Below are 19308 nucleotides of genomic sequence, written 5' to 3' on the forward strand. Positions count from 1 at the left end.
CCTGGTTCTATACGTCTGCATTAAAGGCATTGGGCAGCCACTCCAGCGCCGTACCGGTAATGGCGATGATGTCGAAACGGCAATCCACCGTATCAAAACTGCCGCCGCGCTGGGCCAGCCAGAGGGCGGCGGCGCGCAGCAGCTTTTGCCGTTTGAGGCGAGTCACGCTGGCCAGCGCGCCACCGTAGCGCGCATCGCGCCGGTAGCGCACCTCTACGAATACCCAGCATGCGCCGTCGCGCATGATGAGATCCAGCTCGCCGCCGCGATAAGTCACGTTGCTGGCGACCCAGCGCAGCCCGGCGCGCTCTAAATAGCGCCGGGCGCGCTGTTCCTGTTCAGCGCCGAGGCGCCGAGTGGTCAGGAGGCGGGAACGATCTCGCCCTGACGATACTGGCTCCATGACAACGTCCTGTTGATCACGCAATCCTGATTCGCGCTCAGCTTGCCGGTATTGCCGTCGATGGTGAAGCCCGGCGTCTGGCGCATCTGGTTGAAACTGTTCGCCAGCGTCCAGGCGTCGATGCCCATCGCATAGAGGCGAACCAGCGAGTAGTCGTTATTGAACGACTGCGCCGCGCGCTGCATCAGCGCCGGATTACGGCCCGAGAGCAGCGGAATATCGCTGAACTGCAGGCCTTCCATCTCCAGACGGAAGTCCGGGCCAGCGCCTGCCTGATAGCTGCGCGAGCTGGCGTAGAGCGAGGCTGCGCTGCGGCTGCCGGTGCGCATAGCGATCATCGGCTTGATCAGCTGCAGCTCATCCTGCGTCGAGACGATATAGACCGAATCGACGCCGCCGCCGCTCGCTGCCGCCGGCTCGCTCTGCTGCTGCGGCGCCGGAATATTCAGTCCGGCAATAGTCACGCCCTGGGAGTCAGCTGCGGCAGGCTGGACATTGACCGGCGTGCCGCTCAGCGTAATGCCCGCGCCGCTGTTGATCCCCTGTTTCAGCTCAGCGGTCGAGCCGAAGCGTTGCTGCAGCGGCGCCGAGCCGCCCAGCTTCTGCCACTCCTGCGCAAAGGCGTTGACCACGCGATCGCCGAAGCTGCTGCGCGGCACCAGCAGCAGCGGCTGGCGCTTGCCCTGGTTCCACATATGGTGCGCGGCATCGCGCGCTTCGTCTTCAGGAGAAAGCGCAAAATAGCAAATATTCGGATGGTTCTGGATCTGCTCCGGCGCGTTGAGCGCCAGCACGTTGAGCGGCGTCTGGCTGTTGGCGACCGTTTCGACATTATTTTTCAGCAGCGGGCCGACCACCAGGGTCGCGCCATCCTGCTGCGCCTGCTGCATAACCTGCTGAATCGACTGGCTGCTGGTGTCGTACACCTTGACCTGAGCGCTGCTGGAGGGCGCGCTGGCCGCTGGCTGAGGCTGTGCGGCAGCGGGCTGCTGGGCCGCCTCTGGCGTGATGGCGGCGGCAGCCGGGCTGACCACGGCGTTGGCTTCACCGGCTGGCGCGCTTTCCGCGGCAGCTGGCGGGTTCGCAGGCTGCGCGCTATCCGCGGCGGCCGACTGGGTCGCGGGCTGTGCGGCAGGCTGCGGCGCGGCGTTCAGCGCGCCATTTTTCGCATCGTTAAAGCCTTTTTGAATGGCGCTGGCGAAAACCTGCGCCTGACCGTTCAGCGGCAGCAGCAGCGCAATAGTGCTGGTTGAGGCTTTGGTGTAGTTCTGCGCCTGGCTCAGCGGCGTCGGCAGGGTTTTAGCCGCCGGGTTTTGCGGATAGCGCGTCTGCCAGTCTTTCAGGGCGGACTTCAGCATCTCGCCGTCCTGCGCGTTGGCGCGCCAGACGTTAAGCAGATCCAGCCAGCCCTGCAGGGTGTTTTCATCGGCGTTGATCACCAGGCTGCTCGCCTCCTGCGGCGTCATCTGCGTCAGCGTCTGCCAGGTGGCGTCGATGTTTTTCTGACGATCGTCGCCGCTCAGCAGCGGCTCCTGCGCAATATAGGCGCGCAGCAGCGTCAGCGAGGGTTTGCCCTGCGCGGCGGCGATCTGCAGGCCATAGTAGCGCGCCTGCTGCTCTTTCGACAGATCGTCCACCTTGACCTGATTCAGCAGCTGCGTCGCCCCTGGCACGTTCTGCTGGCTAAACAGGAACTGCGATTTAAGCAGCAGCAGCTCCTGCTGTTGCGTGTCGCTGAGCTGGCTCGGCAGCAGGTTCAGCTGCTGGCCGGCTTGAGGATACTTTCCTTCTTTCATCAGGGCACGGATGGCAAGTAATTGCCAGTCTGTCCTGCTATCATCGCTGCTTTGCTGCACTTGCTGCAGATAGTAATCAGACCCGCCGGTAATGGGCCCCTGAATATTTACGTTTGAGGTTTGCGGCCCCTGACCGCTACAGGCGGCTAAAATCAGCCCAGCAAGAAGGACAGGCACAAAGCGTCCTGCTTTATGACGAACGACTTTTGAAGGAAGCATACTGTATCCAGTGATGTTTTTTTCAAGATGCTCAATATTAAATCGGCAATTCGGATGAAACAATGAAACAACTCGATCGGGCAGAGATTTCTGCCAGCACGCTCTACATCGTTCCAACCCCGATTGGTAATTTGGGTGATATCACCCAGCGGGCGCTGACGGTGCTTTCGGGCGTCGATCTGGTCGCAGCGGAAGATACACGTCATACCGGACTGTTGCTACAACATTTCGCCATCGCTGCGCGGCTCTTCGCACTTCACGACCACAATGAACAGCAGAAGGCCGAACTGCTGCTGGCGAAGCTACAGCAAGGGCAGAGCATTGCGCTGGTTTCCGACGCCGGTACCCCGCTAATCAACGATCCGGGCTACCATCTGGTGCGCCGCTGCCGCGAGGCGGGCATTCGCGTCGTGCCGCTGCCCGGTGCCTGCGCCGCCGTCACAGCATTAAGCGCCGCCGGATTACCGTCCGATCGTTTCTGTTACGAAGGGTTTCTGCCCGCCAAAACCAAGGCGCGCTGCGACGCGCTGCGCGCGCTGGCACAGGAGCCGCGCACCCTGATTTTCTACGAGTCCACCCACCGTCTGCTCGACAGCCTGCAGGATATGGCGAACGAGCTGGGCGCCGATCGTTACGTGGTGCTGGCGCGCGAGCTGAGCAAAACCTGGGAGTCGATTCACGGCGCGCCGGTGGGCGAGCTGCTCGCCTGGATCAAAGAGGATGAGAATCGCCGCAAAGGTGAAATGGTGCTGATCGTCGAAGGGCATAAGGCGGATGAAGAGGCGCTGCCCGCCGATGCGCTGCGCACCCTGGCGCTGCTGCAGAAAGAGCTGCCGCTGAAAAAGGCCGCGGCGCTGACGGCGGAAATCCACGGCGTGAAGAAAAATGCGCTCTATCGCTTTGCCCTCGATCAGCAAGAGGCGTGACAAATGGGGCTGAATGCCCTAATATCCTGCGCCGAAGCTGACCAGACAGTCGCCGCTTTGTCGTCGTCCCTCTTGTAGGGAGACGGGCAGAGGGGAGGAAAGTCCGGGCTCCATAGGGCAGGGTGCCAGGTAACGCCTGGGGGGCGCAAGCCTACGACCAGTGCAACAGAGAGCAAACCGCCGATGGCCCATTTATGGGATCAGGTAAGGGTGAAAGGGTGCGGTAAGAGCGCACCGCGCGTCTGGTAACAGTTCGCGGCACGGTAAACTCCACCCGGAGCAAGGCCAAATAGGGGTTCGCATGGTACGGCCCGTACTGAACCCGGGTAGGCTGCTTGAGCCAGTGAGCGATTGCTGGCCTAGATGAATGACTGTCCACGACAGAACCCGGCTTATCGGTCAGTTTCGACTTTTCAGGTGAAGACCCCGCGCAAGCGGGGTTTTTGCTTTCTGCTGGCTGATGCCTTATCCCTTGTGGCTTTATCGCCCCATTGCACGCTTCTCAGGATCTGACGACGGCACACCGGCGCCTCGCCATGCTAAACTGCGCCCCGGCAACAGAAGGAGCAGCCCGTGGCGAAATACCAGCAACTGACGGATGAGATTCAGCAGCAGATCGAGGCGGGCATCTGGCCGCCGGGCACGAAGCTGCCGTCGCTGCGTCAGCAGGTGGCGCAGCACGGGCTGAGCCTGATGACGGTGATGCACGCCTACGAGGTGCTGGAGAGCCAGGGCTGGATCGTCTCGCGGCCGCAGTCCGGCTACTACGTCGCGCCGCGCGCGCTGCAAACCGCGCCGGCGCAGGTGGCGCTCAGCGAGCAGGTCGATATCAACAACTTCGTCTTCGACGTGCTGCAGGCGATCCGCGATCCGGCGATTGTCCCGTTTGGCTCCGCCTTTCCCGATCCCGAACTCTTCCCGCAGCGTCAGCTGATGCGCTCGCTGACCAACGTCTCCCATCAGCTGACGCCGCTCGACGCGCTCAATAACCTGCCGCCCGGCAATGCGGCGCTGCGACAGATGCTGGCGCAGCGCTACGCGCGGCAGGGCATCACGCTGTCGCCGGATGAAATCGTCATTACCAACGGCGCGCTGGAAGCGCTTAATCTCAGCCTGCAGGCGCTGACCGAGCCCGGCGACTACGTGGTTGTCGAGCAGCCGACCTTCTATGGCGCGCTGCAGGCGATCGAGCGGTTAAAGCTTAAAGCGCTCGCGGTGCCGAGCGACGCGCAGCAGGGCATCGATATGCAGCAGTTGGAGGAGACGCTGCAGCGCTGGCCGGTAAAGGCGTGCTGGCTGATGACCACGCTGCAAAATCCGCTCGGCGTGACGCTTTCGCCCACGCGCAAGGCGCAGCTGGTAGCGCTGCTGGCGCGCTATCAGGTGCCGCTGATTGAAGATGATGTCTACGCCGAACTCTGGGCGGGCGCTGACGCGCCGCATCCGGCGAAATACTGGGATCGCGGCGGGGACGTGCTGCACTGCGGCTCTTTTTCCAAATGCCTGGTGGCGGGGTTTCGCGTCGGCTGGGTCGCGGCGGGACAGCACGCCCAGCGCATCCAGCGTCTGCAGCTGATGAGCACGCTTTCTACCAGCGCGCCGATGCAGCTGGCGCTGGCGGACTTTCTCGCTACGCGCCGCTACGATACCCATCTGAAAAAGCTGCGGCAGACGCTGGCGCGGCGCAAAGAGTGGGTGCGTCAGGCGCTCTGCCGTGCGCTGCCGGAGGGTGCCAGCGTGAGCGATTCGCCGGGAGGCTTCTTTTTGTGGGTGACGCTGCCGCGCGGCTATGACACCACGCAGCTCTATCAACAGGCGTTGCAGCAGGGGATCAGCATTGCGCCGGGGCGGCTGTTTTCAGCGGGCGAAGAGTTTACCCACTGTTTTCGCATCAACGCCGCCTGGCCGTGGGATACGCGCGCCGAAGCGGCGATCGAAACGCTGGGTCGGCTGATTGCCGACCAGCAGAGAGATTAAACCTGCGCCGCCTGCCGGTGGCCCCAGGTCAGATAGTAGACGTCATAGAAATCCACTTCGCCTTTCTGCTGCAGCAGGCGATGAATGCCGCTCTTCACCTCTTCCGGCGCGTCCGGCAGATTCAGGATCTTTTTCACGCTGCCTTCAGAGACCGGCTGCACGTAGTACCACTCGCCGTTATAGCAGACGCGCAGATCCAGCGCGTCGATATCCTCGAAGCGATATTTCGGGTTGATATCCAGCAGCATCAGAAAGCTCATCACCAGCACGAACAGGGTGGCGAACCAGAAGGCGGGCCAGCCCAGCATCTCGGTAGAGAAGATCAGCGCCACGCAGAGAGCGTAGCAGAGATACATCAGCGCCCAGAGGCCGGGATGAGTTTTCAGAAAAGAGAAGCTAAACCGCGGCCGGTTGTCACGGCGCTCTTCACGATTAAGCGTCGCGATTTCGTCGATTAAGATTTGTTTAATGGCGTCCATTGTTCACCTCACCGTCATTTTTCTGCTCAGTAGAACAGATAACCGCTAGCCGGAGGAGAGACAGAAACGCGCAGAATTTTTATAACAGTTGTGCAGCGCGCCGTCCCGTAAGAACGGCGCGTGCGTTTAGCCGCGCCCGTGCGGCTCATCCCAGTCAAACGCCGGGCCCAGCGAAATCACGCCGTTCGGGTTGATGGTTTTATGGCTCACGTAATAGTGATGGCGGATATGAGGCAGGTTCACCGTCTCGGCGATGCCCGGCATCTGGTAGATATCACGCAGAAAGCCGCTCAGATTGAGATAGTCGCCGATGCGGTGGCGATCGCACTTAAAATGGGTGACGTAGACCGGATCGAAACGCACCAGCGTGGTCCAGAGGCGCAGATCCGCTTCGGTCAGCCGATCGCCGGTCAGATAGCGATGCTGCCCCAGAATCTGCTCCAGACGCGACAGCGAATGGAATAGCGCGGTCACCGACTCATCATAGGCCGCCTGCGAGGTCGCGAAGCCCGATTTGTAGACGCCGTTGTTAACCGTGTCGTAAATCCAGCCGTTCAGCTCGTCGATCTTCTCGCGCAGGGCAGGCGGGTAGTAATCCCCGGCGCGCGCGCCGACGGCGTCAAAGGCGCTGTTGAACATGCGAATAATATCCGCCGATTCGTTGCTGACGATGGTGCCCTGCTGCTTATCCCACAGCACAGGCACCGTCACGCGTCCGCTGTAGTGCGGATCGGCATGCAGGTAGAGCTGATAGAGAAATTCGTTCTGATAGAGCTTGTCGCCGGTGGCGTCGGGAAAATCGTCGTCGAAGGTCCAGCCGTTCTCCAGCATCAACGGATGCACCACGGAGACGTCAATCATCGACTCCAGCCCTTTGAGCTGACGCATCAGCAGCGTGCGGTGCGCCCAGGGGCAGGCGAGAGAAACGTACAAATGATAGCGATCGCGCTCGGCTTTAAAGCCCGCCTTGCCCGTCGGGCCGGCGCTGCCGTCCGCTGTCACCCAGTTGCGCCAGACCGCTTCAGTGCGCTTGAAGCGTCCGCCGGTTGATTTGGTGTCGTACCAGGTGTCGTGCCAGACACCCTCAATCAGTTGGCCCATATCGCCTCCAGTGCAAACAGGGCGAGGAGTATCCTCGCCCTGCTAAGTATATGTGGCATTACGCCAGATGTGTGCTTAACGCAGCGCCGCAGCCGGCGCAGCTTTCTTACGCAGCAGACGGTCGATGCTGTAGGCGCCCGGACCCACCAGGCCCAGTACCAGGAAACCACCTGCGATAGAGAGGTTTTTCATAAACATCAGCTGGTTCACGCCTTCCGCGAAGTTGCTGTGAAACAGGAACGCCGTCAGGATAGTGAAACCGGCGGTAAACAGCGCGGTAAAACGGGTCAGAAAACCAAACAGGATCGCCAGGCCGCCGCCAAATTCGAGCAGGATCACCAGCGGCAGCATAAAGCCCGGCACGCCCATCGCTTCCATATACTGCTGCGTGCCAGCATAGCCGGTAATTTTGCCCCAGCCGGCCGTGATAAACAGGATTGGCATTAAGATGCGCGCCAGCAGCAGACCAGTATCTTCGAATTTTTTCATCATTAACTCCAGGCTAGATTTTCGGCAGGGCAATCGCGCCTGCGTGGGATAATTCCCGGCAAAAGGCGCTGTTGCCGTTTGCTGAGCTGATAGCTGGAGATAATAGTCGCGCAGTGGAAAGGTTGTAAGCGAGATATTCTGTAGGTGTTATTCAGGAAATCTGATGAAGCGAAGCCGGTGGTTTCGCACCGGCTGAATGCAGAGAGGGGATCAGCGCTGCGGCAGTGCTGCTTTCAGCATGCGCCAGGTGCTCCAGACGCCGAACCCGCGCTTAATCAGACGCATAAATTTGTTCGGGCTGCGCACCGACCAGATAGCTAATGCGCTGCTGCCGATTGCCAGATAGCGCCGCATGCTGAGGAACGTCAGCCAGCCGCGATCGTACTGCGCCGTGCTGAGCAGGAAGTCGCGGCGGCTCGCGCTCAGGTCGAGCCGCTGCTGCTGAACTTCGCCGAGTAACTCATGAATGCGCGCTTCACGTTCCAGTTTGCTGCGGCTCATACGTGGTCATCCTCCAGCAGCTTGCGATCGGTCTCCAGCTCTTTGCGCGTATGGTGCAGCAGCGTGGACTGGCGCGATTTACGCAGGCTCCACAGGCCGAAGATAATCGCCAGAAGAAAGAGAACGCCGGTGGTGATGCCGATCGCCATCAGGCGATACTGTGCGTCAACGGCCCAGATAATCAACACCATCAGGCTCATCAGCCCGAATGCGGTAAACAGCATGGTCAGGCCAACCATCAGCAGCAGCTGAATCAGGTTGGCCTTTTCCGCTTCCAGCTCGACCACCGCCAGCCGTACGCGGGTCTCGACCATGCTGACCAGCGTAGTAACAATGCGCTGACCAATGTTGATGACCCCTTTGCCGGGGCCGTGGCTCTGCTGAGAATCCGCCATAATTAACGCCGTGAAATCAGGATGCCGATCGCTACGCCAATGGCCGCACCGATGCCAACGCCATGCCAGGGATTTTCACGCACGTAGCCGTCTGCTTTCTGCGCGGCTTCACGCGTGGTCTGCGCCAGATATTCGCCGGAGTCGCCCAGCTTCTCGCGCGAGCTGTCGAGGGCGACGCGCGCTTTCTGACGCAGCTTATCCAGTTCGCCTTTGGACTTATCCGTTGTGCTGCTCAGCACCTCTTCCAGAGTGTCCGCCAGATTTTTTAACTCAGCACGCAAATGTTCTGATGAAGTGTCTTTTGACATGTAATGTTCCTTTTAGCTTCAGTGGTTGAGTCCGGGTTAATAAGGCTCCGCCTGTAACTTTTTCAGCTCCTGGCGTGCTTCTTCCAGTTTACGTTCGCATTTGGCGATTTTGTCCCTGTCGTCGCCATCCTGACGCTCCTCTTTCAGTTCGCGCTCGCGCTCAGCAACTTTCTCTTGCTGCGCCTTGATGCGCGCCTGGTGAGAGGCTTTCAGTTTGTTGTCGCTACAGTTCGCGCGCACTTCGGTCAGGGCGCGCTCCAGTCCATTAACGCGACGCTGATTGTTATGCTGTTTTGCCATCGCAATTTCATGCTGAATATCCTGCTCTTTCTGCTGACAGAGCGATTCTGCCGCCATCAGCGAACCTGAGAGAGAAAACAGCGCGAGGCCAAGAAGTAATTGATGTTTCATCAGGCTTGTTACCTTCCTTTGTTGCTGACCTGCCGCGAGCGGACAGCGTCATCGTCCTGGCGTGTCAGATGCTGAGCCATCCACTAAGCATAGACAGCGCCTGTAAAAAGTTCAAAAAAGACGGGGGGATACAGATTATTCTGTTGCCGTTCTGTCAGCGCAGAACGGCAACGGCGGATCAGGAGATATTCAGCGTTGTCGAGGCGGCGGAAGCGGAGTCGGGATGCCTGGCCACGACAAAGCCGTCCGGCAGCAGTCGGCGCAGCACTTTTTGCGCGGCGAGGCTTTGCTCTTCGTTTTCGAAATGAATAATCAGCGCATCGCCCGAAGGGGTAATGCTTTTGATACGAATGCCCTGAGCCGTCAGCTGCTGATAGAGGTAGAAGCCGTCCGGCAGCGGGCCGCCGGCGTGGGATACGCGGATCTGCACCACGCTTTCGTGCTGCAGCAGCGTCGGCGTCAGGCAGATCGCCAGCAGCAGCAGCGTGCCGAGGGCCAGCCAGGGGATCATGCGGCGGCGAAAGAGGCCATAAATCTTCATGACTCGCCCTTGCCGTTCTGATTCGCCTGGCGCTTGCGCCACAGCACCACCAGCGATCCCACCAGGCCAACCACCAGCAGCACCAGCGGCAGCAGCATCAGGCAGAACATCAGCTCATCTTCATAGCGGCGGAAAATGGGCGTTTTGCCCAGCGCAAAGCCGAATACGGTGAGAATCAGCACCCAGAGCAGGGCGCTGACCCAGTTAAAAAACTGGAAGCGCGCGTTATCCAGCCCGGAAAGCCCGGCAATGGTCGGCAGCAGGGTGCGCACAAAAGCGATAAAGCGGCCAATCAGCAAGGCAGAGAGCCCGTGGCGATGAAACAGGCTGTGCGCGCGGGCGTGATACTGCGCGGGAAGATGGGAGAGCCATTTCTGCACCGTTGGCGTGTTGCCAAGCCAGCGGCCCTGAATATAGCTGACCCAGCAGCCGAGGCTGGCGCCGGTGGTCAGCACCAGCACGGTAAGCGGAAAGCTCATGGTGCCTTTGGCGATCAGCACCCCCACCAGAATCAGCAGGCTGTCGCCCGGCAGAAAGGCGGCGGGCAGCAGGCCATTCTCGAGAAACAGGATCAAGAAGAGCACGCCGTAAATGGCCCATACCAGCGTTGGATCGGAAAGGGTTTCATAATCCTGTTGCCACAACGCCTGCAGCAACGCATGCAAAATATCCATCAATCATTCCTGAACATCATTGTTTAACGCGTCTTAGAAGACATAAGCGCAGACCGGCGGTTGGTTATCTGTTTTTGGAGCGCAGTCTGTGCAGGGCTTTCCGGATCCTTCCAGAATAGATTGTTAAATCAGCGAATTTTTAAACCCTGTCGCAAAGGGTAAGAAAGGGTCGATAACTGTAACAAAAATCACAGGTCTGAGACAGGGGAATGTGCCCGCCGCACAGGAGTTTTACCCTTTGACGCGGCCCGTCAAAAGGAGCTTTACACGACCTGACACTATTGCAGATTAACTGACTTTACTGCCTGAAAAGGTAGCAGAATCAATGTGAATTGCTCGAGCCGTCCGGCAGGATGACGGGATTTTCGGCAAACATATAACGATCCACATTAAATTCAAAGTCATCGGCGGTCGCGTTAAACAGCATCTGCTTAGTATTTTCCAGATGTTGCCACATCGCCAGTTTGCAGGCGGCGGGATCTTTGCGCATAAGCGCCTTGAGGATTTGATCGTGGTCGTCGCACCAGCTGAGGATACTGCGCTGGTCGATATGCTCATGGAGTTTGAGCCAGTAGGGGTTATGCAGGCGATGCAGCCACATTTTTTCGACAATGGCCGCCAGCGCACTGTTTTGGGTGGATTGCGCAATGCGCACGTGAAACTGCATGTCCCACTGCGAATCGCGAAAATGATCTTCCTGACGCGCTTTTTCCTGAATCGCCATCAGCTCGATAATGTCCTGGCGCGTCACCTGGGTCGCGGCGAACTCAGCGACGTTGCTCTCAATCAGCTGGCGCGCCTGCAGCAGTTCGAACGGGCCAAAACTGGCGAACTCGAGCTGGCTGGAGGTCATCACCCGGTTTTGCTGCTGGCTGGCGATAACGTGAATGCCGGAGCCTTTGCGCACCTCGACGTAGCCTTCCACCTCCAGCATGATGATCGCTTCGCGCACTACGGTGCGGCTGACGTTCATCTCTTCCGCGATCAGGCGTTCGGCGGGCAGTTTGTCGCCCACAGGATAAACGCCTGTTTCAATACGGCTTTTCAGATCGCTGGCGAGCTGTTGATAAAGTCGACGAGGTTCGGTCAGTTCCATAGGGCATTCTCGTGTCGCAAATAAAGTTGTTATACCACTTTGCGGGCATGAAATAAAAGGTCCCGCGCACTCCGTGCGCGGGACGCATTACCTGCCGATTTATCAGCGCGATTAGCTGCGTAGCGGGGTGGCCTGCGGCGGCGTCACCTCTTTTTCCAGCTCAGAGACTGGCTTATTACGCAGCACCGTCCAGATCACCACGGCACCCAGCAGATCAAACACCGCCAGCGCGGCGAACAGCGGGCTGAAGCCCAGCGTGTCGGCCAGCGCGCCCACCACCAGCGCAAACAGGGTGCTGGCCGTCCAGGCTGCCATGCCGGTCAGCCCGTTAGCGGTCGCCACTTCATTACGGCCAAAAACGTCGGAGGAGAGGGTAATCAGCGCGCCGGAGAGCGCCTGATGAGCGAAGCCGCCGACGCAGAGCAGGGCGATAGCGACATAAGGGCTGGTGAAAAGGCCGATGGTGCCGGGGCCAATCATCAGCACCGCGCCCATGGTGACCACCAGCTTGCGCGACACGATCAGGTTCACGCCGAACCAGCGCTGAAACAGCGGCGGCAGATACCCGCCGAGGATGCAGCCGAGATCGGCGAACAGCATCGGCATCCAGGCGAACAGCGCAATCTCTTTCAGGTTGAAGCCATAGACCTTAAACATAAACAGCGGGATCCAGGCGTTAAAGGTGCCCCAGGCCGGTTCCGCCAGGAAGCGCGGCAGCGCGATGCCCCAGAACTGGCGGTTGCGCAGGATCTGACGCGCCGACATTTTTTTCGTGTTGCCGGTCTGATGCTGCGCTTCCTGACCGGAAATAATGTACTGACGCTCCTCCTCGCTGAGTTTGGTCTGCTGCTTCGGATGTTTATAGAAGATCAGCCAGCAGATCGCCCAGAGCAGGCTCAGCACGCCGGTAATGATAAACGCCATCTGCCAGCTGTGCGCCACGATCGCCCACACCACCAGCGGCGGCGCCAGCATCGCGCCGATAGAGGAGCCGACGTTGAAGTAGCCCACGGCGATCGAGCGCTCCTTAGCCGGGAACCATTCGCTGCTCGCCTTCAGCCCCGCCGGGATCATCGCCGCTTCCGCCGCGCCCACCGCGCCGCGCGCCAGCGCGAATCCGCCCCAGCTGCCGGCCATCGCCGTGGCAGCGCAGAAGATTGCCCACAGCACGGCGAACACGGCATAGCCGACTTTGGTGCCGAGCAGATCGAGCACGTAACCGGCGACCGGCTGCATAAGGGTATAGCAGGCGGAGTAGGCCGCCACGATGTAGGAGTATTGTTGGGTGGTGATATGTAAATCGGTCTGGAGCGTCGGTGCGGCGACGGCGATGGTATTGCGGGTGAGATAACCCAGCACGGTGCCCAGCGTCACCAGGCCGATCATATACCAGCGTAGCCCTTTAATCTTACGCATCTTTTACCTCTTCCAGTGTTCTCTTTGCGGTCTTGCCGCTGTTGTTATCTGGAGCGGGACAACCGTGATCCGACCTAATCTCACGCCCGCAGGCCGCACAAAAGCGACCCTGTGTTTACCTTGCCATTACGGAGCGAGAGCGTAACTTGTTATACAACTTTAAAAGTTGAGAGCCATCACAAAAGCCCCTTTTGCAATGTGGGATACTTTAAACAGGCGTCAGTACAGCCATTTAGCACGCTGTGGAGAGCAAAAACGTCCATGAGACCAGGGAATTACTGCTGTTTATGTGAGCGAGATCTCAAAAAATTCTGTGGTGGGCTAAAATTGGTATGATAACTTTGAGCGCATTAAGGCTCTATCCAAGAGGAAGCAAGCATGTCGCGTTTTATGACCGAGGATTTTTTACTGGATACCGAATTTGCCCGTCGTCTTTACCATGACTACGCAAAGGATCAGCCGATTTTCGACTATCACTGCCATCTTCCTCCGCAGCAGATTGCCGAAAATTACCGCTTTGCCAACCTCTATGATATCTGGCTGAAAGGCGATCACTACAAATGGCGCGCCATGCGCGCGAACGGCGTACCGGAGGCGTTCTGCACCGGCGACGCCAGCGACCGCGAAAAATTCAACGCCTGGGCGCGCACCGTGCCGCACACCATTGGCAACCCGCTCTATCACTGGACGCACCTCGAGCTGCGTCGCCCCTTCGGCATCACCGACACCTTGCTCTCTGAGAAAACCGCCGACGCCATCTGGGATCGCTGCAATGCGCTGCTGGCGCAGGATGACTTTACCGCGCGCGGCATCATGCAGCAGATGAACGTGAAGATGGTTGGCACCACCGACGATCCGCTGGATGATCTGCAGCATCACCGGGCGCTGGCGCAGGATGGCAGCTTTGACGTCAAGGTGCTGCCGAGCTGGCGTCCGGATAAAGCCTTTAATATCGAAGCGGACGGCTTCCTCGCCTGGATTGAGAAGCTCGAATCACTGACCGACATTAGCGTGCGCCGCTTCGACGATCTGCGCAGCGCGCTCAGCAAGCGTCTCGACTACTTCGCCGAGCACGGCTGCAAGGTGTCGGACCACGCGCTCGACGTGGTGCTCTACGCCGAAGCGGACGACGCGACGCTGGACGCCATTCTCGCCGCCCGCCGCGCCGGCAAGACGCCGGATGCAGAGGCGATCGCGCAGTTTAAAACCGCCGTGCTGGTGTGGCTGGGGGGGGGAAATATGCGCGTCGCGGCTGGGTGCAGCAGTACCATATCGGCGCGCTGCGCAACACCAACCGCCGCCAGTTCGAGCTGCTCGGCCCGGATGTGGGCTTTGACTCCATTAACGATCGGCCGCTGGCGGAACCGCTGGCGAAGCTGCTCGGCGCGCAGAATCTGCATAACGCGCTGCCGAAAACCATCCTCTACTGCCTGAACCCGCGCGACAACGAGGTGCTGGCGACCATGGCGGGCAATTTCCAGGGCGAAGGCGAGGCGGGCAAAATGCAGTTCGGCTCCGCCTGGTGGTTTAATGACCAGCTCGACGGCATGCAGCGCCAGATGACGCAGCTGGCGCAGATGGGCCTGCTCAGCCGCTTTGTCGGCATGCTGACCGACAGCCGCAGCTTCCTCTCCTATACGCGCCACGAATATTTCCGCCGCCTGCTGTGCCAGATGATTGGCCGCTGGGTTGAGAACGGCGAAGCGCCGGACGACGAGGCGCTGCTGGGCCAGATGGTGCAAAACATCTGCTTCAATAACGCGCGCGACTACTTCGGCATCGAGCTGGGAGCCTGAGCATGCAGCGGCTAAACCGTCACGACTTTCCCGGCGCGATCTACAGCGAGCGCGTTATCCAGTTTGGCGAAGGCAACTTTCTGCGCGCCTTTATCGACTGGCAGCTCGACTGGCTGAACCAGCATCAGGGCATCGACGCGGGCATCGTGGTGGTGCGGCCGCGCAACCGCGCCGTCAGCGACACGCTGAACCAGCAGGACGGGCTCTATACCACCCTAATCCGCGGGCTTAACGAGCAGGGCGAGCGCGTCAGTGAAACGCGTCTGATCCGCAGTCTGAACCGTGAGATCCAGCCCGCTACCCAGTACGACGATTTTCTGGCGCTGGCGCGCGCGCCGCAGATGCGGTTCCTCTTTTCTAACACCACCGAAGCGGGCATCACCTTTGCCGAAGGGGATCGCCTGACGGATGCGCCCGCATCCAGCTTTCCCGGCAAGCTGACGCAGCTGTTATGGACGCGCTTTGAACACTTCAGCGGCGCCAGCGACAAGGGCTGGCTGATTGTGCCCTGCGAGCTGATCGACCATAACGGCGACGCGCTGCGCGAGCTGGTGCTGCGCTATGCGCGCCACTGGCAGCTGCCGGAAAGCTTCGCCGCCTGGGTGTCGCAGCACTGCGTGTTTTACAACACGCTGGTGGACCGCATCGTGACTGGTTTCCCGCCGGAGAGCGAGGCGCTTGCCGCTCAGCTCGGCTACGAGGATCGTTTTCTGGTGGCGGGCGAGGTCTACTACCAGTTCATTCTGCAGGGGCCGCGCGCGCTGTTCGCTGAGCTGAAGCTCGATGCGCTGGCGCCGCAGGTGCGGCTGGTAGAGGACATTGCGCCGTGGAAGGCGCAGAAAGTGGCGATCCTCAACGGCGCGCATACCGCCATGGTGCCGGTGGCGTTTCAGGCGGGTCTGGAGAGCGTCGGCGACGCAATGGCCGATCCCGCCATTGCGGACTTTGTCGATCGCCTGCTGCGCGAGGAGATCATTCCTACGCTGGATCTGCCGCGCAGCGAGCTGCACGCCTTTGCCGACGCGGTCGAGCGGCGTTTCCGCAACCCTTTTATCCGCCATGCGCTGCTCTCTATCGCGCTTAACGGAATGACCAAGTTTCGCACCCGCCTGCTGACGCCGCTGCTGGCGGCGCATGCGCAGAGCGGGGTCTGGCCGCCGCGCCTGACCTTTGCGCTGGCGGCGCTGATCGCCTTCTATCGCGGCGCGTCGGGAGAAAAAAGCTGGCCGCTGCAGGATGACGCGCACTGGCTGGCGCGCTTTGAAAAAAACTGGCACGCCCTTAATAACGACCAGATCTCCCCGGAACAGCTGGTGCGCGAGGTGTTAAGCGACGCGCAGCACTGGGGAGAAGATTTGACCCGGCGGCCGCAGCTGGCGCACGAGGTCAGCCGACACCTGCAAAATATCATCGTCCACGGCATGCGTGAGGCGTTGAGCACACTGGGATAAAGCTATGCAAGACGCGATTAAGATTCACTCTCAGGATAACGTCGCCGTGGCGCTGCGCGACTTAGAGGCGGGGCAGACCATCGATCTGCAGCAGACGGCGGTGCAGCTGCTGCAGGCGGTGACGCGCGGCCATAAGTTTGCGCTGCGTCCCCTCGCCGAGGGCGAGCAGGTGATCAAGTATGGGCTGCCGATCGCGCACGCCACGCAGCCGATCGCCGCAGGCGAGGTGATCCACTCCAGCAACGCACGCACCAACCTGAGCGATCTGGACGAGTACGACTACCGACCGGAGTTTGTTGAGGTGCCGCCGCAGCCGGGCGATCGCGAGGTGCAGATCTATCGCCGCGCCAGTGGCGATGTCGGGATCCGCAACGAGCTGTGGATCCTGCCGACCGTCGGCTGCGTTAACGGCATAGCGCGTCAGATCCTGCAGCGTTTTCTGAAAGAGACCGATAACGCGGCGGGCACCGACGGTGCGTTTCTGTTCAGCCATACCTTTGGCTGTTCGCAGCTGGGTCAGGATCATGAGAATACCCGCACCATGCTGCAAAATATGGTGCGCCACCCTAACGCCGGCGCGGTGCTGGTAATTGGCCTCGGCTGCGAAAACAACCAGGTCGATGCCTTCCGCGAGACGCTGGGGCTGCCGGAAAGCGATCGCATTCAGTTTATGGTGTGCCAGCAGCACGACGACGAGGTAGAAGCGGGACTGGAGCATCTGCGCGCCCTGTATGAGGCGATGCGTCACGACCGACGCCAGCCGGGCAGGCTGAGCGAGCTGAAGTTCGGGCTGGAGTGCGGCGGCTCCGACGGCTTCTCCGGCATTACCGCTAACCCGCTGCTGGGGCGTTTCTCCGATCAGATGATCGCCAACGGCGGCACCACGGTGCTGACCGAGGTGCCGGAAATGTTCGGCGCGGAGCGTATTCTGATGAGCCGCTGCCGCGATGAGTCGACCTTTGAGAAGACCGTGGCGATGATCAACGACTTCAAGCGCTACTTTATCGATCATCAGCAGCCGATTTATGAGAATCCGTCGCCGGGCAATAAAGCGGGCGGCATTACCACGCTGGAAGAGAAGTCGCTGGGCTGCACCCAGAAAGCGGGCTCCAGCCAGGTGGTGGACGTGCTGAAGTATGGCGAGCGGCTGAAAACGCCGGGGCTGAATCTGCTGAGCGCGCCGGGCAACGACGCGGTCGCCACCAGCGCGCTGGCGGGCGCGGGCTGCCATATGGTGCTGTTCAGCACCGGGCGCGGCACCCCCTACGGCGGTTTTGTACCGACGGTGAAGCTGGCGACCAACACGCCGCTGGCGGAGAAGAAGCCGCACTGGATCGATTTTAACGCGGGCCGTCTGCTGGAAGGGATGAGCATGGATGCGCTGCTGGAAGATTTCGTCGACACCATCGTGGCGATAGCCAGCGGCGAGCTGACCAATAACGAGAAGAACGATTTCCGCGAGCTGGCGATTTTTAAAAGCGGCGTTACGTTATAAATCACTGCTTCAGACGGCGCTGCTTCAGGCAGCACAAAAGCTCAGAGAGCGGGCGGCATGGAACGGGGAGCAAAGCGTCCCGCGCCATGGATGGCGCGGGACGAGCGAGCAGGGATGCGAAAAGCGCCTTTGCGATCGGTCCATGCCACCCGCGAGGGCACGACGCTAACAGACAACAATAGCGAAAGGTAACGACGAGCCTGGGCGCGGATTAAACGGCGCAAAAGTTCAAAGCGCGGGCGGCATGGAACGGGGAGCAAAGCGTCCCGCGCCATGGACGGCGCGGGCCGAGCGAGCAGGGATGCGAAAAGCGCCTTTGCGATCGGTCCATGCCACCCGCGAGGGCACGACGCTAACAGACGGCAATAGCGAAGGGTAACCACGAGCCAGCGCGGATGAAACGGCTTTGGCTGCGGCTTTAACCGCAACCTCAGCCGCATAGCTAAAGATTAAGCCCGGCTGGTTTCCCGCTCGGCTTCCGCCTGACAGACCGCGGCGGTAAACAGAATATCGGTCGAGGAGTTCAGCGCCGTTTCGGCGGAATCCTGCAGCACGCTGATAATAAAACCGGTTGCCACCACCTGCATCGCCAGCTCGTTGGGAATACCGAACATATTACAGGCCACCGGGATCAGCAGCAGCGAACCACCCGCCACGCCCGAAGCGCCACAGGCGCACAGCGACGCCACCAGACTCAGCAGAATCGCGGTCGACACGTCCACCTGAATCCCCAGCGTATGCACCGCCGCCAGCGTCAGCACGGTAATGGTGATAGAGGCGCCCGCCATACTGATGGTCGCGCCCAGCGGAATCGACACCGAATAGGTATCCTCATCCAGCTTCAGGCGTTTCGCCAGCGCCATATTCACCGGAATATTGGCAGCAGAACTGCGGGTAAAAAAGGCGGTCACGCCGCTCTCGCGCAGGCAGGTAAACACCAGCGGATAGGGATTACGGCGGATCTTGCTGTAGACCAGCATCGGGTTCACCACCAGCGCCATCAGCGCCATACAGCCCAGCAGCAGCGCCAGCAGGTGCGCATACTGCCACAGCGCGCCAAAGCCGGTAGAGGCCAGAATCGAGGCCACCAGGCCGAAAATGCCGACTGGCGCGCAGCGGATCACGCAGCGAACCAGCCAGGTGACGGCGCTGGAGGCGTCGTTAAGCAGGGCGCGCGTGCCGGGCGTGCTGTGACGAAACGCCAGACCGAGACCGATCGCCCATACCAGAATGCCGATATAGTTTGCTTCCATCAGCGCGGTAATCGGGTTCGCCACCATATTCATCAGCAGACCGCGCAGCACCTCGGTAATGCCCGACGGCGGCGTAATCTCGGTTTTGCCCACCGCCAGCGTCAGCGTCTGCGGCATCAGGTGGCTGAACACTACCGCAATCACCGCGGCAAAAAAGGTGCTTAACAGATAGAGCGCGATAATCGGTTTGATATTGGTCTTCTGACCCTGCTGATGATTAGCGATCGAGGCGATCACCAGCACCAGCACCAGCAGCGGCGCAACCGCCTTCAGCGCGCTGACGAACAGCTCGCCCAGCAGGCCGACGGCCAGCGCGGCATCCTTCGAGACCCAGGCCAGCGCCACGCCGGCCACCAGCCCTACCATAATTTGTTTCACCAGGCTTCCTGCGAGTAGCGCGCCCAGACGACCGGAAAGTGAGTTCTGCATAATTGTTCTTTACGTTGTAGCGGGATGTGGCTTCAGAGGGCGTCGATTAACGCGCCTGAAGCGGTTTGCCCGGCGAAGTATAAGGAAAAGAGCGGGCGAGGAAAGAGATAATTCTGCCGCTGAGAGGAGGATCGGGTTTCTATTATGCTGTA

General features: G+C 60.2%; 18 protein-coding genes, 1 other RNA gene and 1 pseudogene. 6 read left to right on the plus strand and 14 right to left on the minus strand.

Annotation, left to right across the window (positions count from 1 at the left end; translation table 11 throughout):
- Positions 1 to 7: 7 nt before the first annotated feature.
- A complete protein-coding gene (locus tag LB453_RS04690; protein ID WP_103794526.1) occupies positions 8 to 403 on the minus strand; it encodes a YraN family protein in 396 nt (131 codons plus the stop codon).
- Entirely contained in the window at positions 361 to 2418 is a 2058-nt protein-coding gene (locus LB453_RS04695) for a penicillin-binding protein activator (protein WP_103794527.1), read from the minus strand. The genes LB453_RS04690 and LB453_RS04695 overlap by 43 nt, the downstream gene beginning before the upstream one ends.
- Positions 2419 to 2480: 62 nt before the next feature.
- On the opposite strand from LB453_RS04695, the gene rsmI reads away from it, so the two are divergent.
- The 3 genes from rsmI (at position 2481) to LB453_RS04710 (ending at position 5321) form a co-directional block, all read left to right on the plus strand.
- Positions 2481 to 3344, plus strand: coding sequence for a 16S rRNA (cytidine(1402)-2'-O)-methyltransferase (rsmI, locus tag LB453_RS04700; RefSeq protein WP_103794528.1), 864 nt, complete (start codon positions 2481 to 2483; stop codon positions 3342 to 3344).
- Positions 3345 to 3377: 33 nt separating this feature from the next.
- Positions 3378 to 3755, plus strand: an RNA gene (gene rnpB / locus LB453_RS04705) — RNase P RNA component class A.
- A 162-nt stretch (positions 3756 to 3917) separates the two neighbouring features.
- Positions 3918 to 5321, plus strand: a complete 1404-nt coding sequence (locus tag LB453_RS04710; RefSeq protein WP_103794529.1) for a PLP-dependent aminotransferase family protein — start codon at positions 3918 to 3920, stop codon at positions 5319 to 5321.
- On the opposite strand, the gene LB453_RS04715 is transcribed toward LB453_RS04710, so the two are convergent.
- The 11 genes from LB453_RS04715 to LB453_RS04765 all read right to left on the minus strand — a co-directional run bounded on the left by LB453_RS04715 (position 5318) and on the right by LB453_RS04765 (position 12732).
- A complete protein-coding gene (locus LB453_RS04715) occupies positions 5318 to 5800 on the minus strand; it encodes a YlaC family protein (RefSeq protein WP_103794530.1) in 483 nt (160 codons plus the stop codon). The two genes, LB453_RS04710 and LB453_RS04715, sit on opposite strands and share 4 nt — an antisense overlap.
- A gap of 126 nt (positions 5801 to 5926) precedes the next feature.
- Positions 5927 to 6901 (minus strand): glutathione S-transferase family protein, encoded by a 975-nt coding sequence (locus LB453_RS04720; protein ID WP_103794531.1) that lies wholly within the window; start codon positions 6899 to 6901, stop codon positions 5927 to 5929.
- Between the two features lie 75 nt (positions 6902 to 6976).
- On the minus strand, positions 6977 to 7390 hold the full coding sequence (locus tag LB453_RS04725; protein ID WP_103794532.1) for a DoxX family protein: 414 nt from the start codon (positions 7388 to 7390) through the stop codon (positions 6977 to 6979).
- A 210-nt stretch (positions 7391 to 7600) separates the two neighbouring features.
- The gene (locus tag LB453_RS04730) at positions 7601 to 7891 is read right to left on the minus strand and encodes a YqjK-like family protein (RefSeq protein ID WP_103794533.1); all 291 of its coding nucleotides are present in this window, start codon (positions 7889 to 7891) and stop codon (positions 7601 to 7603) included.
- Positions 7888 to 8286, minus strand: coding sequence for a phage holin family protein (locus tag LB453_RS04735; RefSeq protein WP_199187292.1), 399 nt, complete (start codon positions 8284 to 8286; stop codon positions 7888 to 7890). The genes LB453_RS04730 and LB453_RS04735 overlap by 4 nt, the downstream gene beginning before the upstream one ends.
- A 2-nt stretch (positions 8287 to 8288) precedes the next feature.
- Complete coding sequence (locus LB453_RS04740) at positions 8289 to 8594, minus strand: YqjD family protein (RefSeq protein WP_048784365.1); 306 nt, start codon at positions 8592 to 8594, stop codon at positions 8289 to 8291.
- Positions 8595 to 8630: 36 nt separating this feature from the next.
- Positions 8631 to 9005, minus strand: a complete 375-nt coding sequence (locus LB453_RS04745) for a DUF1090 domain-containing protein (protein ID WP_103794535.1) — start codon at positions 9003 to 9005, stop codon at positions 8631 to 8633.
- Between the two features lie 178 nt (positions 9006 to 9183).
- Entirely contained in the window at positions 9184 to 9546 is a 363-nt protein-coding gene (gene mzrA, locus LB453_RS04750) for an EnvZ/OmpR regulon moderator MzrA (protein ID WP_103794536.1), read from the minus strand.
- Positions 9543 to 10220, minus strand: a complete 678-nt coding sequence (locus LB453_RS04755) for a DedA family protein (protein WP_103794537.1) — start codon at positions 10218 to 10220, stop codon at positions 9543 to 9545. The genes mzrA and LB453_RS04755 overlap by 4 nt, the downstream gene beginning before the upstream one ends.
- Positions 10221 to 10542: 322 nt before the next feature.
- Positions 10543 to 11316 (minus strand): transcriptional regulator ExuR, encoded by a 774-nt coding sequence (exuR, locus tag LB453_RS04760; RefSeq protein WP_103794538.1) that lies wholly within the window; start codon positions 11314 to 11316, stop codon positions 10543 to 10545.
- 111 nt (positions 11317 to 11427) lie between these two features.
- Positions 11428 to 12732 (minus strand): MFS transporter, encoded by a 1305-nt coding sequence (locus tag LB453_RS04765; protein WP_103794539.1) that lies wholly within the window; start codon positions 12730 to 12732, stop codon positions 11428 to 11430.
- Positions 12733 to 13110: 378 nt separating this feature from the next.
- Here LB453_RS04765 and uxaC point away from each other — a divergent pair.
- From uxaC to LB453_RS04780, 3 genes and pseudogenes are all read left to right on the plus strand, one after another.
- Positions 13111 to 14528: pseudogene (gene uxaC, locus LB453_RS04770) on the plus strand (glucuronate isomerase).
- Positions 14529 to 14530: 2 nt separating this feature from the next.
- Complete coding sequence (locus tag LB453_RS04775; RefSeq protein ID WP_103794541.1) at positions 14531 to 15979, plus strand: tagaturonate reductase; 1449 nt, start codon at positions 14531 to 14533, stop codon at positions 15977 to 15979.
- 4 nt (positions 15980 to 15983) lie between these two features.
- On the plus strand, positions 15984 to 17474 hold the full coding sequence (locus LB453_RS04780; protein WP_103794542.1) for a UxaA family hydrolase: 1491 nt from the start codon (positions 15984 to 15986) through the stop codon (positions 17472 to 17474).
- 449 nt (positions 17475 to 17923) lie between these two features.
- Here LB453_RS04780 and sstT read toward each other — a convergent pair whose 3' ends face one another.
- On the minus strand, positions 17924 to 19156 hold the full coding sequence (gene sstT / locus LB453_RS04785) for a serine/threonine transporter SstT (RefSeq protein ID WP_103794543.1): 1233 nt from the start codon (positions 19154 to 19156) through the stop codon (positions 17924 to 17926).
- Positions 19157 to 19308: the final 152 nt, after the last annotated feature.

Source organism: Pantoea agglomerans, assembly GCF_020149765.1.
Lineage (GTDB): Bacteria > Pseudomonadota > Gammaproteobacteria > Enterobacterales > Enterobacteriaceae > Pantoea > Pantoea alvi.